This window comes from Sphingopyxis sp., from assembly GCF_016793825.1.
GTDB lineage: Bacteria > Pseudomonadota > Alphaproteobacteria > Sphingomonadales > Sphingomonadaceae > Sphingopyxis.
On record NZ_JAEULM010000035.1, the window covers coordinates 58704 to 79956 of the forward strand.

Below are 21253 nucleotides of genomic sequence, written 5' to 3' on the forward strand. Positions count from 1 at the left end.
CCGTGAGGAAGGACGAGGCTGGCGCATGCATGCAAATTTCACTTTCGATCTGACCGGCCGGACTGCCCTGGTGACCGGCGCGTCGTCAGGGATCGGGCGCCGCTTTGCGACCTTGCTTGCCCGATCGGGCGCACGGGTGATTGCGGCCGCCCGGCGAACCGAACGACTTGACGAACTTTGGGCGGATATTCGCAAGTCAGGGGGCGAGGCAATCGCGATCGGGTATGGACGTGGCCGACGAAGACTCCACCATTGCCGCTTATGACGCGGCAGAGCGTTCATTCGGTGTCGTCGACACGGTCATCGCGAATGCCGGCGTCAGTCCCGCTGGAAGCGCGCTCGGGCTTTCGGTCGACGATTTCGATCTCACGGTGAGCGTGAACCTGCGCGGTGTCTTTTTGACGGTGCGCGAGGGCGCGCGGCGTATGGTGGCCAGCGACATAGGCTCAACAGGGTCCGGACGCGTCGTGCTGATACGCTCGGTTATTCCAAACTTTTGTGCTGTTGGAGGATGTCTATGGTCTAAGTGGTCAGCAGCGAGTCATTAGTGAAGCGGCGAAGCAGTATGATATTTCAGTGGATTGCGTGGAGCGTATCGCAAGGAACGCGACAATCGACCACCCGGGGTGGGTTCCATAACTTCAGTAAGTATCGACGAGGGCAGGCCATGCCCGGCTCCTAAAGGGCTCTATGGTGAAGGGTTGAGGCTTACCGGTCTATGGCGGAAATCATTGTCAGCATAACCAATCAGCACCGCGCTACCAAAACTTCCCAGTGATTTGAGTGCCCATCACTCTCACTTCGGGTGCACCATCATTATTCATTTCCTCTTTGCGTTGTTTTCGCGGCGGTCGGATAATAGTCGTCGGGCGGGGCGCTTCGATGCGGTCGCTGCCTCATTGTCCCGATTGCGCAAGATGACCAATATGTAATCCGGCCGTCATCGCGCGGGCAGGGTAGGGCGCGCATAAGGGGGGCGTCGGATGAGCCGGTCCAGTCCATCCCCCTGACCCTGGCAACGGATCGGTTCATCCAGGCAACTCCCATCATGGGGGCGATCATTGTCTAGGAGTCGAACCAATGCGTAACTATGCCAAGCTTGCTGCCGCTGCCGCCCTGTCGTTCGCGATTGCCGGGTCCGCTTTCGCCGCCGCGCCTGCCGCGCAGCCGGCCAAGAAGGCCGCCACGACCAAGGCGCCGGTGAAGAAGGCGACCACCCACAGCGTGAAGAAGGTCGAGAAGAAGGGCCAGTAAGCCGGGTCTTCCCGCTCCGATCCACGAAAGGCCAGCTCGCACCTTGCGCGGGCTGGCCTTTTCGTGTGGCCTGAAGCTGCGGCGAGCCAGCGGCGAACAACGCTATACGATCAAGCGCCCGTCAGCCGCGATCTACATCGACGGCAGCTATGACATTACCGACGCGCTGACGCTCAGCGTCGGGCTGCGCTACACGATGGACAAGGTCAAATATCTGAACGGTCGGACGGTCCTTTACGACTTGGGTGGAACCATCCGGGCGAGCACCATTCCCTATACCTTTCCGTATGACGCGAGCGTCCCGGCGCTGGAACAAAAGGAAAAGGCCAATCGCCTGACGGGCCGGGTCAATCTGAGCTATAATTTCGCCGACGATATGATGGGGTACCTCAACTACAGTCGCGGCTATCGCAGCGGCAGTTTCAACGGGCTCGCCTATCAGGGTACCAATCAAGTCTATTATATTCAGCCCGAACAGATCAACGCCTATGAAGGCGGGCTCAAGATGCGCTTCTTCGACCGCCGGGTGCAGTTGAATCTTGCGGGCTTCTATTATGACTACAAGAATCATCAGGTGACGCAGGTCATCGGTGCGACCACCTTCACGCGCAGTGCCAACGGGCGTCTCTATGGCGGCGAGGCGGAGCTGACGATCCAGGCAGCCGACAATCTGCGGTTCGATGCCTCGATGAGCCTGCTGCGCAGCAAGTATAAGGGCAATGTGATCGACCCCACCGATCCGTCGAGTCCGACCCGCAACGTCAACGGAAATCCCTTTCCGAACGCGCCGCGGACAACTTTCTCGGCCGGCTTTGACTGGGACGTCCTGGATAGCGGCGACAACAAGCTGACGCTGCGCGGCGACGCTGCCTACACCGGGAAATATTATTTCGATCCGTTCGGCGATTACGGCCAGTCGCCGTGCGACCGCGCTGGGGTACCCGGCAACATTCGTCCCGCTGGTCCCGCGATCACCTGCGGCAATCCCGGATATTGGCTGGTCAACAGCCGCCTGACTTTCGAGCATGGCAATTACGCGGCCAGCCTGTGGGTCAAGAATCTGACCAACAAATTCTACTACAGCTATGGTCTGAACATCGACATCTTCGGGCTTGATTACCTGAACCGCGGCACGCCGCGCACCTATGGCGTCGAAGTGACGGCGAAGTTCTGATCGCCTGCGCGGTTCGACCATCTGGAGAAAAGACGATGAAGGGATTGAGCGACAAGGTGGTCGTGGTGACGGGTGCGGCGCGCGGCATTGGCCGCGCGACCGTCACCGCCTTCGTACGCGAAGGCGCGACGGTCGTTGCGACCGACATTCTCGACGATGAACTTGCCGATCTGGTCGCGCAGTTGCAGCAGGACGGCGGCAAGGTGACGGGCGTGCGTCAGGATGTGACGGACGCCGCCGCCTGGCCGCGGCTGCTGGGGGATGTCGTTGCGCAGCACGGCCATGTCGATGTCTTGATCAACAATGCGGGGATCGCGATCATCGGCAACATCGAGGACCAGACGATCGAGGAGTGGCAACGGACGTCAAAGGTCAATGTCGAGAGCGTATTTCTGGGCACCCAGGCCGCCATTTCCGCAATGAAGGTGCGGGGCGGGGCGATCGTCAATGTCGCGTCGATCGCGGGCAATGTCGGGGAACCGCACCTTGCCGCCTATAATGCGTCCAAAGGCGCGGTTAAGCTGCTAACGATCAATGCCGCGCTGCATTGCGCGCGCGCGGGATATCCCATCCGCGTGAACTCGGTGCATCCGGGCTACACCGACACGCCGCTTGTCAGCAATGCGATCGGCACCATGCCCGAGGAGGAGGGCGGCAAATTCACCGCTGACATCCTTGCACATATTCCGGTCGGCCGCCTCGCCACGCCCGAAGAGATCGCCGAACCGATCCTGTTCTTTGCCAGCGATTCCGCAAGCTACATGACGGGCAGTGCGTTGATCGTCGACGGTGGATATACCGCCGCCTGAACTGTCCCGGATTGTCATTCGTCTTACCAGAAACCCCAAGGAGCTATCCCATGTTCAACGCCATCCTGATCGACCGCAAGGACGACCGAACCATCGCGCGTCTCTGCGACGTCGATGATGGAGCGCTCCCGGAGGGTAACGTGACTCTCAAGGTCGATTATTCGACGATGAACTACAAGGACGGGCTCCTGATCGCCTCCGACGTTCCGCTGATTGCCGCATTTCCGATGGTGCCAGGTATCGATATCGCCGGCGTCGTGGAACAGAGCGACGACCCCCGTTGGGCTGCCGGGGACAAGGTCGTTCTCAACGGCTATGGGCTCGGCGAACGGCATTGGGGCGGCCTGGCCCAGCGCGCACGGGTCGCGGGCGACTGGCTGGTCCGTCTTCCCGACACATTCACCACCCGGCAGGCGGCGGCGATCGGTACGGCGGGCTATACCGCCATGCTGTGCGTGCTGCGGTTGGAGCAACATGGCGTCCGTCCGGGTGACGGCGATATCCTGGTCACTGGGGCCAGCGGTGGCGTCGGCAGCATCGCAATCTCGCTGCTCAGCAAGCTTGGTTACAAGGTGGTCGCATCCACAGGGCGCCCGCAGGAAGCGAACTATCTGCGAGCTCTTGGCGCCGTGGATCTGATTGATCGCGCGACGCTGGCGGAGGCCGGGGCGCCCCTCCAATCCGAACGCTGGGCCGCCGCGATCGACACGGCGGGCAGCCATACGCTCGTCAATGTCATTGCGGGCATTCGATATGGCGGGATCGTCGCCGCGACGGGCCTGGCGCAGGGGATCGACCTTCCTGCGACGATGTATCCTTTCATTCTGCGCAACGTCACATTGTCAGGCGTCGATAGCGTCATGCAACCGATCCCGGTTCGCGAAGAGGCGTGGTCGCGGCTTGCGAAGGATCTCGATATCACGAAGCTGGAAACCATGGTCGAAGAGATTGGTCTGGCGGACGTCATCGAGCGGGCGCCTCGTCTGCTGGCCGGACAGATTCGCGGGCGTACCGTTGTGGATGTCAATCGGACCTAAATCGTGGGGATTACTGCAGGCGGGCGGCGCCATCGAGGCGGATGCACGAGCCGTTCAACATTGGCGTCGCGATAATCGCCTCGACCAAATTCGCAAACTCGTCGGTTCGACCCAGCCGGCTAGGGTGCGGGACGCTGGCGGCGAGCGCGTCCTTATAGTGTTGCGGCAACGCTTCGACCATGGGGCTGAGGAACGTCCCCGGTGCAATCGCGACGATCCTGATCTTATAGGGAGCCAGATCGCGCGCTATGGGAAGCGACATGCCGACAATCGCGTTCTTCGAGGCGCCATAGGCGGCCTGCCCGGCGATGCCGTCGAAGGCGGCAATGGACGATGTGTTGACGATCACGCCGCGCTCTTCGCCGATCGGGTCCGCCGTACACAGCCGCGCAGCGAACTGAGACAGGGTGTTGAATGTCCCGATCAAGTTGATGTCGATGATCCGCCGGAAGGCGTCGAGGGGATGGGGCGCTCCGCTTTCATCGACGGTCCTGATAAGGTCCGAAATTCCAGCACAATTGACGAGGATGCGCGCAATGCCGTGCCGCCCCTCGGCTGCATCCAGCGCGGCCTTTACGCTTGCTTCGCACGTGACGTCGCATTCGGAAAACAGCGCTCCGGTTTGCGCCGCGTTCGCCTTTCCGGCGACGGCGTCGCGATCCAGGATCGCAACTTTGGCTCCACGCGCAGCCAGCAACCGAGCCGCTGCCGCACCAAGGCCTGATCCGCCGCCCGTCACGATGGCGGCAACGCCGTCGATCTCCATCTAGCTTCCCTTCGGATCCGGTGCATCAATCATCGATCCGGCGCCGGCGTACCAACCGCCGTCGATGATCAATTCGGCCCCTGTAACATAGCGCGCGTCGTCTGAAGCGAAATAGAGGACACCGTGCGCAATATCGATGGGGTCGCCCGTCCAGCCCATCGGAATTCGCGCGTTGACCGCCGCCAATTGCTCCGGAGCTATGTCTCCGGCGATGGGTGTGTCGATACGGCCGGGAAGGATGGTGTTGACCCGGATGCCCTGCCGGGCGAATTCGAGCGCGGCCGCACGGCTCATCATGCGAACCGCGCTTTTGGAGGCGTGATAGGACAGCGCGTCGGGGCTGGGGGTGATCGCATAGATCGAGGCGATGTTGACGATCGCCGCGCCGGGGGCCTTGAGCAGCTCTGCGGCAGCGGCCTGCATGCCGAGAAGAGTGCCCGTCTGGTTGACCGCGATCACGTCGGACCAGATATCGGCTGTTGTGGTGCGCACCCCGCCCATGCGGAAAATGCCGGCGTTGTTGACGAGCGTGGTCAGTCCGCCGAACCGTTCGGCGGCAAAGCGCACCGCCTGACGCCAGCTATCGGCGCTTGTAACGTCGAGCGGCGCGAAAGCGGCCTGATTGCCGGTGGTGAGGATCCGGTCGGCGACGCATTGCCCCGCCTCGATCTGGATGTCGCCGACGACAACACGCGCGCCTTCGTGGGCGAACAGTTCGGCCTGGGCCGCCCCGAGCCCGCCCGCGGCGCCGGAAATCAGGGCGACCTTGCCGTCGAGCCGCCCCATCTACTCGATGACCGCCAGCACGGCACCGACCTGATAGGTTTCTCCGATCGCGGCGTGGATCCGCAAGGTGCCAGTCGCTGGGCTTTCGACCTCCTGCGTCGATTTCTCGCTCTCGAGCGCATAGAGCGGCTGGCCCTCGATCGCCTGACCGCCGTCGGCGACCAGCCATTCTACCAACTCGCCTTCGTTCATCGAGAATCCGATCTTGGGCAACAAGACTTCGACTGCCATGGGGAGATTTCCTTTGTTCTATGCCAATAATGATGCCGCCGCGGCCTCGATGGCGGCGGCATCGGGCGCGAAGGCAGCCTCGAGCGGCCGAGAGAAGGGCACCGGGCAAAAGGCCGCACCCAGCCGCTGAACTGGCGCCTTGAGCGCGTGAAACAGATTCTCGTGAATGACTGCGCTGATCTCGGATCCCGTGCCGAATGGCGTTACCGCTTCGTGGACGACGATGGCCCGTCCGGTCTTCTGCACAGACGCCAGCACAGCCTCGCGGTCCCACGGCGCGATGCTGCGCAGATCGATGAGTTCGGCCGACACTCCCCGAGCCGCGAGGGCTTCGACCGCCGCTGTCGCTTCCTGAACCATTCTTGCATAGGCGACGATCGTCACGTCATTGCCTTCGCGCACGATATTGGCTTTGCCGATAGGAACGCGATGTCCGCTTTCGGGTGCCTCACCCTTGGCGAAATAGGTCGGCAGATTTTCGATGAATATCACCGGATCGGGATCGTCGATGGCGCTACGGAGCAGGCCGTAGGCATCGCTCGGGTTCGATGGCGCCACGACCTTGATTCCTGCGGTGTGCGCAAACCAGGCTTCCAGATAATCGCTATGCTGGCCACCGTTGGCAAAGCCGCTGCCCGTCATTGTGCGGATCACGATCGGAACGTTGGTCTGCCCGCCCGACATGAAGCGGAGTTTCGCCGCGTGGTTGACGATCATGTCCATCGCGACCGTCGTGAAGTTCATCAACATGATCTCGGCTACGGGCTTGTAACCGCCGAGCGACACACCGATCGCAGCGCCGACGATTGCCTGCTCGGCTATGGGAGTCGATCGGACACGGTGCTCGCCAAATCGGGTCGATAGCCCCTTGGTTACGCCGAGCACGCCGCCATCCTCGGGATCGGCAACGTCCTCGCCGAGAATCAGAACGCTTTCGTCGGCTTCCATCGCGTCGACCAGTGCGCGGTTGATGCCTTCGAGAATGCTGATGTTTCGCATCAGGCTGCCTCCACCGCGAAGACATCGCGTGACAGTTCGGCGATGTCGGGAAAGTCGCTCGCCAACGCATAGTCGATCGCTTCGTCGATCTCGGCGTCGATTTCGGCTTCCATGGCGGCAAGATCGGCCTCGCCAGCGTGGCCATGCTCGATCAACCATGCGCGAAAGCGCGGCACGGGATCCGCTGCCATCGCCGCAGCCTTGCGTTCGGGGCTCATATAGGCATCGGCATCGCCGAAGATGTGGCCGTGGAAGCGAAAGGTCATCGCCTCGATCAGCGTCGGCCCATCGCCGGCCCGCGCGCGTCCGATGGCATCATGGGCTGCTGCATAGGTTTCGAGCACATCGTTGCCGTCGATGCGAATTCCCGGCATCGAATAGGATGCGGCGCGGTCCGCGATGCGTGCCGCGGATGTCGCCTTTTCATACGCGGTGTGTTCGCCCCACTCATTGTTCTGGCACACGAAGACGACAGGCAGCTTCCACACCGACGCCAGATTCAACGCTTCGTGAAAAGCCCCGATGTTCGAGGCGCCATCGCCAAAATAGGCGATCGTGACTCGGCCGTCGCCCTTGAGTTGCGATGACCAGGCCAGGCCGTTGGCTATCGGCATCGAACTTCCGACAATCCCCGTCGTCACCATCACGCCTGATTTCGGGTGGGTGATATGCATCGGACCGCCCTTGCCCTTGCATGTTCCGGTGACGCGGCCGGCCAGTTCGGCCCAAAGATCCTTCAGGGGCACGCCTTTCGCCAGCATGTCGTGGGTGCCCCGATAGATGGTGCAGATGTAATCGCTATCGTTGAGGTTCGCCGAAATCGCGCTCGGGATGACCTCCTGACCGCGCGGGGAATAATAGGGCATGACGAGCCTGCCGGTCATGATCACTTTGCGCGACCGTTCGTCATTGGCCTTGATCAGCGCCATGCGCCTGTAGATCCCGACGAGCGTCGTCGTGCCCGGCTTTGTGCGGTTCGTCATGCGGTTCAGACTCCCTTGTCGCGAAGCCGTTCATAGGGTCGATAGCCAAAGTCGCCGGCGTCGCGTCCACCGATCACGAAGACGTCCGGATCGATGGCGCTGCTGGCGAGGCCGGCGTGCGTATAGACCCAGTCCATCACGACGACCCGGTCGAGTATCCGCCACTCGCCATTGCGGCATTCGAGGACGTCGGCATATCGGCCGCCCGCCACATCGTCGGCGATCCCGTCGCCATCGGGCCGGATGTGATGTGCGATGAAGACGGTTTCGGCGGCGGCGCGGTCGCCCTCGATCGCAATGTTCGACTGCCCGATCATGTGCGTGGTCGTGGTCCAATGGTCGCGCATGTAGGGAATGATGAACTCGGCAAACCCGTTCGCGGGTCCATTATAGATGCCATGATTATCATGAGCATCGCCCCAATAGACGCTGGCCAGTGCGTCGGCATCGAGTCGGTCGATGCCGCGGCAATAACGTTCCAGCACCAGCCGGATGCGCTGATGGTTCATAATTTGGGTGAGTTCGTCCTGCATGCCTGAAACCTCTTCTCTTGCGGTCGACGTTAGAATGTGCGTTCGGGGCGCATCTTGACGGGTCGCGACAATTTTTGCGCTCGGAACGACAATCTGGACCTGTACCGCATGCTCGTCGGAGCGGCCGATACCGACCGCCTGCAATCGGGATTTTGTCGTCAAAGATAAAGACGAGCGGTGCATGGCAAATTCATTATTCGCCAATCAAGGTTCAAAAGAGCGACCAAAAGAAGAGCTCGATTGGGGAGGAAAATGATGAGATTCAAACTCGGAAGCGTGGCTCTCGTTTTGCTGTCGTCGGTGGCTCCCGCCTGGGCGCAGGTCGCTGCGCCTCCGGCCGACGCGACGGCGACCAATGACGGCAACGAGATCATCGTGCTGGCTCAGCGTCGCGCCGAACGGCTTCAGGATGTGCCGATTTCGGTCGTCGTGCAAAGCGGTGAGCAGCTCGAAACCGCTGGCGTCGATAATCTGCGTGATCTTGGTGCGGTGACGCCCGGCCTGACGTTTCAGGCGCAGGGCAACTTCGTGCAGCCGGCTCTGCGCGGCATTACGACGCTTGTCACCGGCCCTGGTTCGGACAACCCGATCGCCCTCTATATCGACGGCGTGTATGAAGGGACGCAGGCGGGGGCTTCGATCGATCTTCCGGACGTCGAGCGGATCGAAGTATCGAAGGGACCGCAAGGCACGCTGTTCGGGCGGAACTCGACCGGCGGCGCGATCCAGATCTTCACCAAAACTCCCAGCTTCACGCCGACGGGCAGCATTTCGGCGACCGCCGGCTTGTACGACGGTTCGGGTTCCAGCCGGTCGTCCTATGATCTGGGGGTGAAAGGATATGTGAGCGGGCCGATCGTCGCCGACAAGATCGCCGCAAGCCTGTCCTTCGCCTATCGGAATGTCGACGGCTATTCGACGAATATCGTTTATGACAGCCTGCCGACGGCCATCCAGAACGCCTACGGCTCCGATCGCATGGATTGGCTGAAGTCGGTGACGCTGCGTGGGAAGCTGCTCTTCACGCCCACCGAGAATGTTTCCGTCCTGCTCAGCGGCTATTACATGCATCGCAAGAGCGACCATGGCAGTGCAGGGTTGCCGGTAGGTGGTCTGACCGCCGGGGCCTTCTATCCCGACGCGGTGTTCGGTACCCGGCCTTTCGAATATGCCTATGACGCGCCCGATCCGCTGACCGAGATCAAGAATTACGGCGGCGCTTTGAAGATCGATATCGACACGGGTGCCGGCACATTGACGTCGACGACCAGCTACACGCTTAGCCGTCACCGCGAACGGGTCGATGTCGATGCCTCCTATTCGCCGCAGTGCCTTGCCGCCGCCCCCATGACCTTTGCATGTATCGCGTTCGCGGATACGCAGCCCAACGACAATTTCCTTCAGGACATATTGTTCACGTCCGAGCAGATGGGGCGCCTGAAATTCGTTGTCGGTGGCAATTTCTTCAGCAGCAACGGCGATCTGTCCGGCGTGATCAGCGACTTTAGCGGAGGCGCTCAGCCGGGTGCGCCAGCCGTTGTCTATAATCCGCTGCTGATCGCGACGACGCGGGTCAAGACGCGCGCATACGGTATCTTCGCGCAAGCCGATATCGACCTGACGGATCAGCTCACGCTGACCGCGGGCCTGCGCTACAGCTATGAGAAGAAGAAGGGCTATATCACCTTCTTCGGTTCGCCTTTCACCAATTTTGCGAACCCGAGCTGGGACAGCTTTACGCCGCGGCTCGGCCTTCGTTACGCGCTCGACGGTCGCAGCAATATCTATGCGACCTTCAGCAAGGGCTTCAAGAGCGGTATCTTGCCGATCCTGACCGTCGGTGATCCGGTGAACCCCGAAAAGATCACAGCCTATGAAGTCGGATACAAGACGGCGCAGCCCGGATATTCGCTGAACCTCGCAGCATTCTTTTATGACTATAAGGATTTGCAGATTCAGTCGTTTACCGGGACGACGATCATCCCGACCAATGCTGCCTCGGCCCGCATCTTCGGCGTCGAATTCGACGGGTCCGTCGATCTCGGTTCTTCGCTCACCGCGCGGGGAGGCGTGACCTGGATGCCCAAGGCAGACTTCCGCAGTTTCCCGAACGCGGCGGGCTATCGGCCAGTTATCACGGCGGGCGGGCTTCCGTCGGTCGTGGCCGATGTCAGTGGTCAGCGGCTGGTTCGCGCCCCAAAAGTCAGCGCTGTCGCCAGCGTAACCTACACCGGCCGCGTTGGCAGTGGTGACCTGACCATCACGCCCAGCGTCCATTACTCGAGCCAATTTCTTCCCTATGACGCTTTCGACCTGCTGGTTCAGGGCGCCTACGCCCGCGTGGCGGCAGAGATTGCGTACAAGCCCGACAACAGCGGCTTGCGGCTTGCGCTGTGGGTGCACAACCTCACCAACGCCAAATCGTTCAGCTCGACAACCATCTCAGCGGGCGCTGCACGCGCCACCTATGAAGAGCCGCGCGAGTTCGGCATCACCGTCGGATATGACTTCTGACGGCGATGCCGACAGCCAGGATGAAGGAGAAAGGCGTGACGCCGGACATCAGTTTCAACGACCCCGATATCCAGCGTTGCCCCTTTGCGGCCTATGAGGCGATCCGGCAGCAAGGCCCCGTCTATTACGACAAGTCGAACGGCTTCTATATCGTCACCGGCTATGACGATATCCGCAAGGCCGCGATGGACACAAAGACCTTCTCCAGCGTGACGGGGCAACTACTCGTCAAAACTGCGCCATATCAGGAACGGATTGACGCCATTTACCGCGAGAATGGGTATATGCCGGTCTCTGCGCTGGTCGTCGCCGATCCGCCCGTCCATAGCTTTCACCGTTCGCTCGTCGACAAGGTGTTCACGGTGTCCAGCGTAAAGCGGATGGAAGAATATCTGGCCGGCGTGGTCGACGAAATGATCGACCAGATCATCGATCTCGGCGTCGCCGATTTCTATTATGATCTTGCGGTCAAAATTCCCAACCATGTGCTGTCGGATCAGATCGGCCTGCCGCGCGAACGCTTTGCCGATTTCAAGCGCTGGGCCGATGCGATCGTCCAGGAAGCCGACCCCAACAACGGCGAGGCGCGGCAGGTCGAGATCACGCACACCATTTGCGAATTGCAGCAATTTCTTGTCGAGCGGATCGAGGAATATCGCGCGGTCCCGCGCCCCTGCATCCTCAACGATCTTGTCCATGCCGAAGTCGATGGAAAGCGGCTCTCGATCGAAGAGATCATCCAGATCGTCGAGCAGATGCTACCGGCAGGGAGCGATACGACGGTCGGGGCCCTGGCGAGCGCGTTGCACCGGATCGCGACTACGCCTGGGCTGGAGGACGAGCTTCGCGGCGACCCCGCGCTTACCGGTAATTTCATAGAGGAGGTATTGCGCACATCGGCCCCGGTGCAGGGTCTGTGGAGGCGTGCGACCCGCGACACGGAGATCGGCGGGGTGCCGATTGCCAAGGATTCGATCATCGTGCTGCGTTTCGGAGCCGGGAACCGGGATTCCGACGTGTTTCCCGACCCTGACCGTTTCGACATCCGGCGAACAAACGCGCGACGGCATTTTGCGTTCGGGGTCGGGCCCCATTTCTGCGTCGGCAATTTGCTGGCACGCGGCGAGCTGCGGATCACGATCGATCGGTTGCTCCAGCGGATACGAAACCTGCGCCTCGCGCGTGGCGAGGCCGGGGTGTCCTGGCAGGCCCATTTCTTTGCGTTCGGGCCGAACCGGCTCGAGATCGCCTTCGATCCCGCTTGACGAGATCATGCCAGCGGCATGTGTCTGACGTCGCGGGCCAGAATGATCACGCGGCCCGCGGACAGACGTATCAGAGGCCGGCGTCCGCCGAAATATCCTTCCGGAACTTGCGCGGGCTGGCGCCGAACCATCGATGACAGCTTCGGGTCAGCACCGATGGTTCGCTATATCCCAGCATCGCGGCGACCCGCGTCAGCGGGATCGTCGGTTGACCGAGGTAGCGGATCGCCGCCTCGCGCCGTACCTCGTCCTTGATATCCTCGAAGCTCACGCCCTCTTCGCTCAGGCGGCGCTGCATCGTGCGCGGGTGCATGCCGATGGCGTTGGCAACGTCGATGTGCAGGCTTCCCCCGTGTGACAGAAGCCTTGCCGCGACCGACCTTACGCGGCCCGACAGAGGCTTTGCCGAATCGGGAAACTGCGTGTCGATGAAAGAAGTCGCCATATCATAGAGTTGCTGGCTGCGATTGGCGATGGGCGCCGCAAGGTCGGCGCGATTAAGGAAGATTGCGTTGAACGGAGCGTTCATTTCGACCCGGGCCCCGAAATATTGGCTGTAGCGGGTCGGAGCCGATATATAATCATGACCGAACCAGACTTCGCGCGCGCGCACGCTGCCGCCCGACAGTGCCAGAATCGCGTGGTGCATCAGCGCCATACCCTGTTCGATCGCCTGCTCCTGATGAGGTAGGCGATCCAGACAGATTTCCCAGCGGATATAGGGACGACCACTGCCGCGTTCGTTTTCGAGGGTCAGCTCGCTCGCCAGGCTATAGGTACGCAGGTGATCCGCGCAGTACCGATAGGCATCACCGAGCGTTGGAGCATTCGACATGGCGATTTCCAGCGGACCCAGCACCGCTGTGCCTCCCTGATACGACGCGAACGCCATTCCGAAGTCGGGACGCTGAAGTTCGATTGCCGTCCGGTGCAACAACCTGATGGCGCGCCGATACGATATCATCGCGCCGGTCTGACCAAAAATGTCGGGCGAGATATTTTCCCTCGCCAACAGAGGGGCAGGGTCGCCGCCAAGCCGGCTTACCACTTCGGGATAAAGGCGAAGGATGTCGGCACGGACCAGTGCGGTCTTGGCGCCGGTGTCGTCATGGTCGCTTTCCATAAGCTTTGCAGTGCTGGCCATCATGCTCTCCCCGGCACCCCTTTCCGGGGGCCCTGTCTTGTCCGGTCCGTCGTTTGCGAAAATGGGCCGCGTACCGTTACGACGCGAATCATCTGCTCTTTGTCGTCAAAAATCAAGATATTGCCCGACAGGCGGCATAGGATGATGTTGCCGCGATGCGTGCAATGAAACCGACAGTTTTCTGAGGCGCGGGTCGCCAGATGTCAGGTCAATGTCGCGCTCTGCCAAGATGCGCGGGAGCGGCTAGATTATCCTCTCCCCAACGCGGATCCGGGGTGAAGGAAACATGATTTTGGCAGTGCATCGGTTTGATATGCCAGCTCTTTTTGGACCGAGTCCGGTGCCGGACCGCAGCGTCATCCCCTTCGCCGAAGTCATATCCATCAGTTTCGAAACCAGCCGTGCGGCCGCCGGTCGCCTTCTGCCGCGCTTCTTCCAAGCTGCCGACCCCCCGATCGTTACTGTCACGCGCATCGACTATTGCGACGTCGATTATCTCGGTGGGCGCGGGTATCGCGAAATCGTCGTTTCGGTGAGCGCGCTGCATGGCGACGATGGGCGGGTATCGGGCTTCTCGCCGGTGATGTGGGTCACCGAACCCGGAGCGTTGATCAGCGGCAGGGAATTCATGGGCTTCGCAAAATTGCCGGCGGCGATGGATGCGATCGACCGGGACGAGGACGGCTGTCGCTTTCAGGCTTTCGAGTATGATGCGCCGTTGATCGAGGGTCGCGTGTCGGACCTGCGCCCATTGTCTGACGAAGCGCTGGCGCGCGTGAATCAGAGCGCGCGCGACGTGCGGACTTTTGGCTGGAAGCTGATCCCCGGCGAGGGATCGGAACCCGACGTCGATCATCCGATGGAGAATGCCATGCGCTGGCACTACGCCCGCGCTTGGTCGGGGAGCGGGGACATTCGTTTTCACCGCCCCGATTTTCGTGATGCACCGCTGTCGGCGCGGGTGGTCGATGCCTTGGCCGACATCCCCGTTATTACCCGCCGCCGCGCGTTCGTGGCGGAGGGGCGCGCCGAAATCGATCGCACGGCGACCCGGCGGCTCCATGGTTGAGCCGCGCCATCGTCAGGATGTCGGCGGTTGGCGGACGCGCTGGGACCCCGAGCGGGCCGAACGAGCGGTTCGGGACGGCGATTGGACCAATCGCACCATCGCCGATTTTGCCGCCGAGCGTGTGGCGACCGATCCCGATCGCATTTTGTTGATCGATGGCGTCTGCCGGCTTTCGTGCGGCGATCTTCATGACCGCGCGCGGCGGCTCGCGGGCTATTTCGATACGATCGGCCTGAAGCCGGGCGAGGTCGTGTCGTTTCAATTGCCCAATTGGTGGGAATGCTCGGTGATCAACCTGGCGGCGGCGATGACGGGCCTTGTCGTCAACCCGATCGTTCCGATCAACCGCGACGCCGAGGTCAGCTTCATGTTGAGCGAGTCGCGCAGCCGGCTGATGTTCGTACCCGAAAGCTTTCGGGGCTATGATTATGTCGCGATGATGCATCGGATTGTTCCCGATCTTCCCGGCGCACCCGACGTGATCGTTGTGCGCGGCGCGCACGAAGGATTGCAAAGCTTCGATACCGTCGTTGCTGGGGGACCGCTGATGATCGAGCGGTCGGTCGATCCCGACGCGGTGAAGCTGCTGATGTACACATCGGGCACGACGGGCCGGCCAAAGGGCGTGCTTCATTCGCACAACAGCATCGGCGCGGATTCGATCAAGATGGCGGCCGCGATGGGTCTGGGAGTCCGAGACAGCATTTTTTCGCCGTCGCCGGTCACCCATGTCAGCGGCTTCCTGTGGGCGCTCAACGCACCCTGGATTATCGATGTTCCCGCGGTGATCGTCGATGTATGGGAACCCGAACTCGCGCTCGACCTAGTAAAGACGCACGGCTGTACCTTCATGCTGGGTGCGACACCCTTTCTGCAGGACTTCCTCGCCGTCGCGCGCTCGCGCGATGAAGCGGTGCCATCGCTTCGGTACTTTCTTTGCGGCGGCGCATCGGTTCCGCCAGAGCTGATCTTTGACGCCGCGCGGCAGTTTCCTAACTGCATTCCGTTCCGGACCTTCGGTGCCACAGAGGTGCCCACCATGACCGCCGGCCCGGCGTCGCGCGATGATCTGCGGCTGGCGGCAGAGACCGACGGTCGCCTCCTCCACTGCGAGGTCAAGATTGTCGACGTCGCGACCGGGCAACCGATGAAGTCCGGCGAGGAAGGTGAGATACTGGCGCGGGAGCCCAGCATGGCGCTTGGCTACGCACGGATCGAGGATGATGACGACGCCTATGACGATGAAGGGTACTTCCGGATGGGAGACCTTGGGCGCCTCGTCGATGGCGATCATCTCGTGTGCACCGGCCGTAAGAAGGATCTGATCATCCGTGCGGGCGAGAATATCAGTGCGCGCGAGATCGAGGATGTGCTGTTCGCTTCGCCGCTGATCGCGGAAGTCGCGGTCGTCTCAATGCCGAGCAAACGTACAGGCGAAGCCATTTGTGCGTTCATCGTGCCGGTAACCGGCGCGTCGATCGACATGGCCGCGGTGACCGCGCTGGTGAGTGCGGCCGGGTTGGCGCGTCAGAAAACACCTGAGCATTTGATGTTGGTCGATGATCTTCCGAAAACGGCTTCGGGAAAGGTTCGCAAGGACCAATTGCGTCTGATTGCGGCCGGTGAGGTGCTCGAAAAGGAAAAGGCGATATGAGACTGGCGTTTTCCTCCGAGGACGAGGCGTTTCGCGCCGAGGTACGCGCGTTCCTCGTCGCCGAATTGCCACCTGAAATCGCGCGGCGCGAGGCCATGGGTTTTCACAACAAGCGCGCGACGGTTCACCCCTGGCAGCAAAAGCTCCATGCGCGCGGCTGGGCGGCACCGAACTGGCCGGCGGAGTTCGGCGGCACAGGGTGGTCGTCGATCCAGCGTTACATCTTCGAACTGGAATGTGGTCTTGCCAACGCTCCCGAATACAGCCTGATCGCGATGTCGATGGCAGGGCCGGTACTATGTCGGTTTGGTAGCTCCGCGCTCCGGCACGAGTTTCTGGAACCGATGCTGAGGGGCGACTACTGGTTCTGTCAGGGGTTTTCGGAGCCGCAGGCGGGGTCCGACCTCGCCAGCCTCCGCACACGGGCCGTGCGCGACGGCGACGACTATGTGATCACCGGGCAAAAGATATGGACGACCGATGCTCATATGGCGGACTATATGATCTGTCTCGCGCGCACCGATACGGAGGTAAAGCCGCAAGCCGGCCTGTCGATGATCATCATGCCGATGGATGCGCCGGGTGTGACGGTCCGCCCGATCGATACGATCGACGGCGACGCCCACGTCAACGAAGTCTTTATCGAGGATGTCCGCGTACCCGCGCATTATCTGATCGGCGATCCGAACAGCGGCTGGGCGCAGGCCAAGTTTCTGCTGGGTCACGAGCGTACCCATAACGCCTATCTTGGCATGCTGCGGCGCTATTTGTCGCGGATACCTCAATTGATCGATGGGGAAACCGGGCGCGGCTTGCCCGAACTCGAAGCCAAGGAATATCGCCGCCGCCATGCCCGGCTCGCGATCGATGTGGATGCGCTCGAATGGTCTGTTCTGCGCGTCCTGGCGGGAACAGAAGGGCCGGCGCTGGGGGCAGCGGCATCAGCCATTTCCATCCGGGGCGCTGCATATCTCCTGCGCGCCGCGGATCTTGAAATGGCGATTCTTGGGCCGCAGGTCGTGCCCCGTTTCGCGCCGGGTGACATGGGTGTACTTGCCGGCGGCGCGCCGCCGGCAGCGGCCGGGCGCACCACGCAATATCTCTATTGGTGGGCAGCAACGATTTTCGGAGGATCCGACGAAATTCAGCGCAACATCATCTGGAGTACGATGTTCCGATGACTTGCGCTCCCCAGGATACAGAAAGGTCGAGCGAGTGGATTTTGCCCTGAGTCCAGAACAGGACATGCTGCGCGACAGTGCGCGGCGTTATCTCGCGAATGATTTCGCGGCGCGGCGGCGTGGCGGTGAGGCTGCCGATGGCGCGCGGTGGCGGGACTACGCCGATCTCGGCTGGATCGCGCTGCTCGGGCCCGAAGATGCGGGGGGACTGGGCGGGGAAATCGAGGATGTGCTGATCCTGGCGGAAGAAATGGGATGCGCGCTTTCGCTCCAGCCCTATGTTGCCTCGGCGATCCTTGCGATTGGACTGGTCGATCTGGTTGCCGGCGGGCAGCAGCGTTTGGACATTCTGGGTGAGATGACAAGTGGCGAACGGCGTTTCGCACCTGCGCTGTATGAACCCGGCCGTCGCTACATGTTGGCACCGGAATTGCGCGCGGCGGCATCCGGGGCAGGCTACCGGCTGTCAGGTGCCAAAACTCTGGTAGTGGGTGGGGCGGGCGCCGATGGGATGCTCGCTTCCGCGCGGCTGGACGACGGTGCGGTGGGCCTGTTCCTGGTACCGATGGACAATGCCGGGGTCTTCGTGACGCCTTATGCGCTGATAGACGATGGCGGCGCCATCGATGCCCGGTTCGATCAGGCCGATCTTGGCCCCGATGCCTTGCTTGGCATTGTCAGCGTCGACGCGATCGACGATGTGCTCGACGAAGCTCGCCTCGCCCAGTGCGCCGATGCGCTGGGCGCGCTCGAACGTGCGATCGAGATCACCGCGGAATATCTGAAGACGCGGACCCAGTTCGGGCAGCCGCTCGCCAATTTTCAGGCGCTGCAACATAGCGTCGTGGAAATGTACATCGAGGCCGACTCCATCCGCTCCAGCCTCTATAATGCGATCGCTGCCTTTGATCGCGGCGGACGTGAGGAGCGGCGACGCGCGGTGTCGAGTTGCTGGGTCAAGACTTTCGATGCGGCCAAGGGTATAGCGGGAATGGCCGTACACCTTCATGGTGGTATCGGCATGACGACCGAGTATCCCGTCGGTCACTATCTGCGCCGGATCATGGTGTCCGAGCGAAGCTTTGGCGATGTCGAGCATCACCTGGCGCGTTATATGGATCTGGCCAGCTAGGGCTTCGGCTCTAATCGCCCTTGAACACGGGCGTGCGCTTTTCGATGAAGGCGAGCACCGCCTCGTGGTGGTCGTTGGATGCCATGGTGTAGGATTCAAGGCCGGCATGCGCTTCTGCGGTCGCGATCGCCTGTCGGCAGAGTTCCATGTTGATCGACCGCTTTGTCGCGCGGATCGCCATCGTGGCGCCATTCGCCAGCCGGTCGGCGTAGGCGTCGACCACCCCGTCCAGCATATCGGCCGCCACTGCCTTGTAGATCAGGCCGATCGCTTCGGCTTCTGATGCCGTCAGCGGGTCGCCGGTCAGAAGATGGTGTCGCGCCCTGGCGTAACCGATGAGCTGAGGCCAGATCAGCGCACCACCATCTCCCGCCGACAGGCCGATGCCGACATGGGGGTCGGCAATGCGGGCATCGTGCGAAGCGATCACGACGTCGCAGAGCAACGCAAGCGTCGCCCCCAATCCCATCGCGTGGCCGTTCACTTTCGCGATGATCGGCTTTTCGAGGCTCAGCAAAGAATGAACGATGGCAGGTGCGCGTGAGAGCAGGGCGGTGCGCAGCGCCTTGTCTTCGGTCGCCTTGAGCAGGCCGGGCAAATCCGCGCCGGCAGAGAAGGCACGCCCCGCTCCGGTCAGAATGACGACGTCGCAATCGTCGTCGCGCGCCACGTCGAGAAAGACATAGGACAATTCGTCGTGCAACGCGCGGCCCACCGCGTTGAGCGGCGGGCTGTCCATCGTCACGGTCAGGACGCGGCCGCGACGGTCAAAGCGGATGAATTCGTAACGTTCGTACATGGACGTCCTCATCTTTGCCGCGTCACCGGCGGCTTGTCATAGGGATCGCGCAGGAACCGCCGCAGCACCCGGTGGAAGTTCGACACCGACCGTTCCTGGACGGGATTGGTCCGCTCGCCCTTGAAACCGCGCGACTTGAACCCTTTCTGGACCTCGGGGATATTCTCGAAATCCTGACGGAAAATCAGACCCCAGTCTCCGTCGCGCCAATCCTCGTAAAACTCGCGTACGAGTGGCGGTGCCTGTCCGGGCCCATAGCGGACGAGCGACCAGATATCGAAGATGCAGCTTTCGGGATCGCGGCCGTTCGGCCGGACGCGATACCAGAGGACGCCATCGACGAAGCCATGAAGGAAGATGGTGTTCGGGAAGACGTGCCAGTCCAGACCCGATCGCTCGATATACTCTGGGGTGAGGCCTTCGGGCCATCCCGATCCGTCCGCGGCGGCGGCTTCCATCTGGAACTCGCCCCATTTGGCGAGTGTTTCGACGGGGTCGGTCTCGGCCGGAACCTCGTCGCGGACCCGCATGGCTGCCGCATAGTTGCGCGGCGTCAGCATGGTGCGAAGGTCTTCCTTATACTGTTCGGCAAAGGTAACGATATGCTCCTTCATCGGCGGTTCCGGACGCGCGGGAAGGCGGGGAGACCGGCGAAATGGGAGAGCGCCCTCGGATTCGAACCACGTTTGCGAATGGCGACCGAATTCGCCGCTGTTCGAATAGTCGTCGGTAAATTCCAGCAATTGCGGATGCGCCTGTTGCACGTGATAGAATTCGTTGAAGAAGCCGAGCACGGTCTTCCAGTTCGACGGCATCACCACCGTCTTATACCATTGGAATCGTAGATTTTCGAATTCGAACTTCTCGCAATAGTCCGGCATCGGCGATAGAAAGTCGCGCAGCGGTTCGGCGTTCTCGTCCATGTTGATGAAGACGAAGCCGCCCCATGATTGGCACTGAACTTCGGCGAGCCGGATATCTTCATCCTTCAGGCAGTCGCCCCAGTCGCCCTTGTCGATCACCTTGATATTCCGGCCATCGAGCCCGAAGCGCCAGCCGTGGAAAGGGCAGACGAATTGCCTGTTGTTGCCACAGCCGTCGGTCAGCCGTCGGGCGCGATGCGGACAGACGTTGTGATACGCTTTGATTTCTGTTTCGCCGGCGCGGATGACGATGATGGAATCGTCGACGATATTATAGGTAACATAGTCCCCGACGTTCGGGATTTCTTCGGCGCGGCACGCCAACTGCCAGACGAATGGCCACAGCCTGTCCGCTTCCAGATCGGCAAAGTCCTGCGCATAATATGCCTCTTTGGGAACGAAATCATCACGCACTTCGTCGGGCGAGTATTTGTCGTTCGGCATCAGCGTTCGGGCTCCGGTGTGCCACGCGATTGCGCGACTATTTCCATGGTGCGCCGAGACTAAAATGTGCCCTTCGGAAGCGTCTTGATATGCAGCGACAAAATCCCACCATCGCGCGACACGCTGTCGCGTTGCATCGAGAGGCCGAGTTTGCGCCCGATTGCAGGCGCCAGGGTCTGGAGTTGCCCGGCCACAAGGAGTGCAAGCCGGCGGTTGCGAGCCGGCGCTTGGCGGTTCCTGGCATGCGCGGCTCGACTTCACCCGAAACAAGATGAAACGACGGCGCTTCCTTTCGATGCCCTGTTCGGCCGTTCGAACGATGACGGTGAGGTTCGCCGTGGCTCATGATCCGGAACGACCGTCTTGCAGCCCGCAGATGGTGGGCTGAGTGCGGGATTAGCGGCGGAGCCTGTCGAGGATTTGGGTTGTGATGTCGTGTTGAGAGAGTCCGAAGTGTTTGAACAGGTCTTCGATTGGCGCGGAGGCGCCGAAGCTGTCGATACCGAAGCGCAGGCCGTGGCGGCCAGTGTAGCGTTCCCATCCGAAGGTGGTTCCG

General features: G+C 61.5%; 21 protein-coding genes. 12 read left to right on the forward strand and 9 right to left on the reverse strand.

What is annotated here, in order from left to right:
• Positions 1-25: 25 nt before the first annotated feature.
• The 6 genes from JNM03_RS18965 to JNM03_RS11220 all read left to right on the forward strand — a co-directional run bounded on the left by JNM03_RS18965 (position 26) and on the right by JNM03_RS11220 (position 4274).
• The gene (locus tag JNM03_RS18965; RefSeq protein ID WP_367235796.1) at positions 26-265 is read left to right on the forward strand and encodes an SDR family NAD(P)-dependent oxidoreductase; all 240 of its coding nucleotides are present in this window, start codon (positions 26-28) and stop codon (positions 263-265) included.
• The gene (locus JNM03_RS11200) at positions 225-548 is read left to right on the forward strand and encodes an SDR family NAD(P)-dependent oxidoreductase (RefSeq protein WP_238929718.1); all 324 of its coding nucleotides are present in this window, start codon (positions 225-227) and stop codon (positions 546-548) included. The genes JNM03_RS18965 and JNM03_RS11200 overlap by 41 nt, the downstream gene beginning before the upstream one ends.
• A 532-nt stretch (positions 549-1080) precedes the next feature.
• Positions 1081-1254, forward strand: coding sequence for a hypothetical protein (locus JNM03_RS11205; RefSeq protein ID WP_294036642.1), 174 nt, complete (start codon positions 1081-1083; stop codon positions 1252-1254).
• Between the two features lie 43 nt (positions 1255-1297).
• A complete protein-coding gene (locus tag JNM03_RS11210) occupies positions 1298-2428 on the forward strand; it encodes a TonB-dependent receptor (RefSeq protein WP_294036644.1) in 1131 nt (376 codons plus the stop codon).
• A gap of 35 nt (positions 2429-2463) precedes the next feature.
• A complete protein-coding gene (locus JNM03_RS11215; protein ID WP_294036646.1) occupies positions 2464-3237 on the forward strand; it encodes an SDR family NAD(P)-dependent oxidoreductase in 774 nt (257 codons plus the stop codon).
• 50 nt (positions 3238-3287) lie between these two features.
• Positions 3288-4274 carry an MDR family oxidoreductase gene (locus JNM03_RS11220; protein ID WP_294036648.1) on the forward strand — a complete coding sequence of 329 codons (987 nt, stop codon included), beginning with the start codon at positions 3288-3290 and terminating at the stop codon, positions 4272-4274.
• Positions 4275-4284: 10 nt separating this feature from the next.
• Here the strand turns inward: JNM03_RS11220 and JNM03_RS11225 are convergent, their stop codons facing one another.
• The 6 genes from JNM03_RS11225 to JNM03_RS11250 are packed head-to-tail and all read right to left on the reverse strand — an operon-like array spanning position 4285 to position 8572.
• Positions 4285-5040, reverse strand: a complete 756-nt coding sequence (locus tag JNM03_RS11225) for an SDR family NAD(P)-dependent oxidoreductase (protein ID WP_294036650.1) — start codon at positions 5038-5040, stop codon at positions 4285-4287.
• Positions 5041-5826 carry an SDR family NAD(P)-dependent oxidoreductase gene (locus JNM03_RS11230; RefSeq protein WP_294036651.1) on the reverse strand — a complete coding sequence of 262 codons (786 nt, stop codon included), beginning with the start codon at positions 5824-5826 and terminating at the stop codon, positions 5041-5043.
• A complete protein-coding gene (locus tag JNM03_RS11235; RefSeq protein ID WP_294036652.1) occupies positions 5827-6057 on the reverse strand; it encodes a lipoyl domain-containing protein in 231 nt (76 codons plus the stop codon).
• Between the two features lie 18 nt (positions 6058-6075).
• The gene (locus tag JNM03_RS11240; protein WP_294036654.1) at positions 6076-7056 is read right to left on the reverse strand and encodes an alpha-ketoacid dehydrogenase subunit beta; all 981 of its coding nucleotides are present in this window, start codon (positions 7054-7056) and stop codon (positions 6076-6078) included.
• On the reverse strand, positions 7056-8039 hold the full coding sequence (locus tag JNM03_RS11245; RefSeq protein WP_294036656.1) for a thiamine pyrophosphate-dependent dehydrogenase E1 component subunit alpha: 984 nt from the start codon (positions 8037-8039) through the stop codon (positions 7056-7058). Before JNM03_RS11245 ends, JNM03_RS11240 begins: the two co-directional genes overlap by 1 nt.
• A gap of 5 nt (positions 8040-8044) precedes the next feature.
• A complete protein-coding gene (locus tag JNM03_RS11250; RefSeq protein WP_294036658.1) occupies positions 8045-8572 on the reverse strand; it encodes a nuclear transport factor 2 family protein in 528 nt (175 codons plus the stop codon).
• A gap of 252 nt (positions 8573-8824) precedes the next feature.
• Between JNM03_RS11250 and JNM03_RS11255 the strand changes: the two genes are divergently transcribed.
• Entirely contained in the window at positions 8825-11086 is a 2262-nt protein-coding gene (locus tag JNM03_RS11255; protein ID WP_294036659.1) for a TonB-dependent receptor, read from the forward strand.
• Positions 11087-11121: 35 nt separating this feature from the next.
• On the forward strand, positions 11122-12351 hold the full coding sequence (locus JNM03_RS11260; protein ID WP_294036661.1) for a cytochrome P450: 1230 nt from the start codon (positions 11122-11124) through the stop codon (positions 12349-12351).
• Between the two features lie 70 nt (positions 12352-12421).
• On the opposite strand, the gene JNM03_RS11265 is transcribed toward JNM03_RS11260, so the two are convergent.
• Positions 12422-13498: an AraC family transcriptional regulator gene (locus tag JNM03_RS11265; protein ID WP_294036663.1), complete on the reverse strand. Its 1077-nt coding sequence runs from the start codon at positions 13496-13498 to the stop codon at positions 12422-12424.
• Positions 13499-13808: 310 nt separating this feature from the next.
• Between JNM03_RS11265 and JNM03_RS11270 the strand changes: the two genes are divergently transcribed.
• The 4 genes from JNM03_RS11270 to JNM03_RS11285 are packed head-to-tail and all read left to right on the forward strand — an operon-like array spanning position 13809 to position 18531.
• Positions 13809-14564, forward strand: a complete 756-nt coding sequence (locus JNM03_RS11270) for an acetoacetate decarboxylase family protein (protein ID WP_294036665.1) — start codon at positions 13809-13811, stop codon at positions 14562-14564.
• The gene (locus JNM03_RS11275) at positions 14557-16218 is read left to right on the forward strand and encodes an AMP-binding protein (protein ID WP_294036666.1); all 1662 of its coding nucleotides are present in this window, start codon (positions 14557-14559) and stop codon (positions 16216-16218) included. Before JNM03_RS11270 ends, JNM03_RS11275 begins: the two co-directional genes overlap by 8 nt.
• Entirely contained in the window at positions 16215-17399 is a 1185-nt protein-coding gene (locus JNM03_RS11280) for an acyl-CoA dehydrogenase family protein (RefSeq protein WP_294036668.1), read from the forward strand. The genes JNM03_RS11275 and JNM03_RS11280 overlap by 4 nt, the downstream gene beginning before the upstream one ends.
• A gap of 34 nt (positions 17400-17433) precedes the next feature.
• Positions 17434-18531: an acyl-CoA dehydrogenase family protein gene (locus tag JNM03_RS11285; protein ID WP_294036670.1), complete on the forward strand. Its 1098-nt coding sequence runs from the start codon at positions 17434-17436 to the stop codon at positions 18529-18531.
• Between the two features lie 10 nt (positions 18532-18541).
• Here the strand turns inward: JNM03_RS11285 and JNM03_RS11290 are convergent, their stop codons facing one another.
• Both JNM03_RS11290 and JNM03_RS11295 read right to left on the reverse strand, forming a co-directional pair.
• Complete coding sequence (locus JNM03_RS11290) at positions 18542-19330, reverse strand: enoyl-CoA hydratase-related protein (protein ID WP_294036672.1); 789 nt, start codon at positions 19328-19330, stop codon at positions 18542-18544.
• Positions 19331-19338: 8 nt separating this feature from the next.
• The gene (locus JNM03_RS11295) at positions 19339-20697 is read right to left on the reverse strand and encodes an aromatic ring-hydroxylating dioxygenase subunit alpha (RefSeq protein ID WP_294036674.1); all 1359 of its coding nucleotides are present in this window, start codon (positions 20695-20697) and stop codon (positions 19339-19341) included.
• Between the last annotated feature and the right edge of the window lie 556 nt (positions 20698-21253).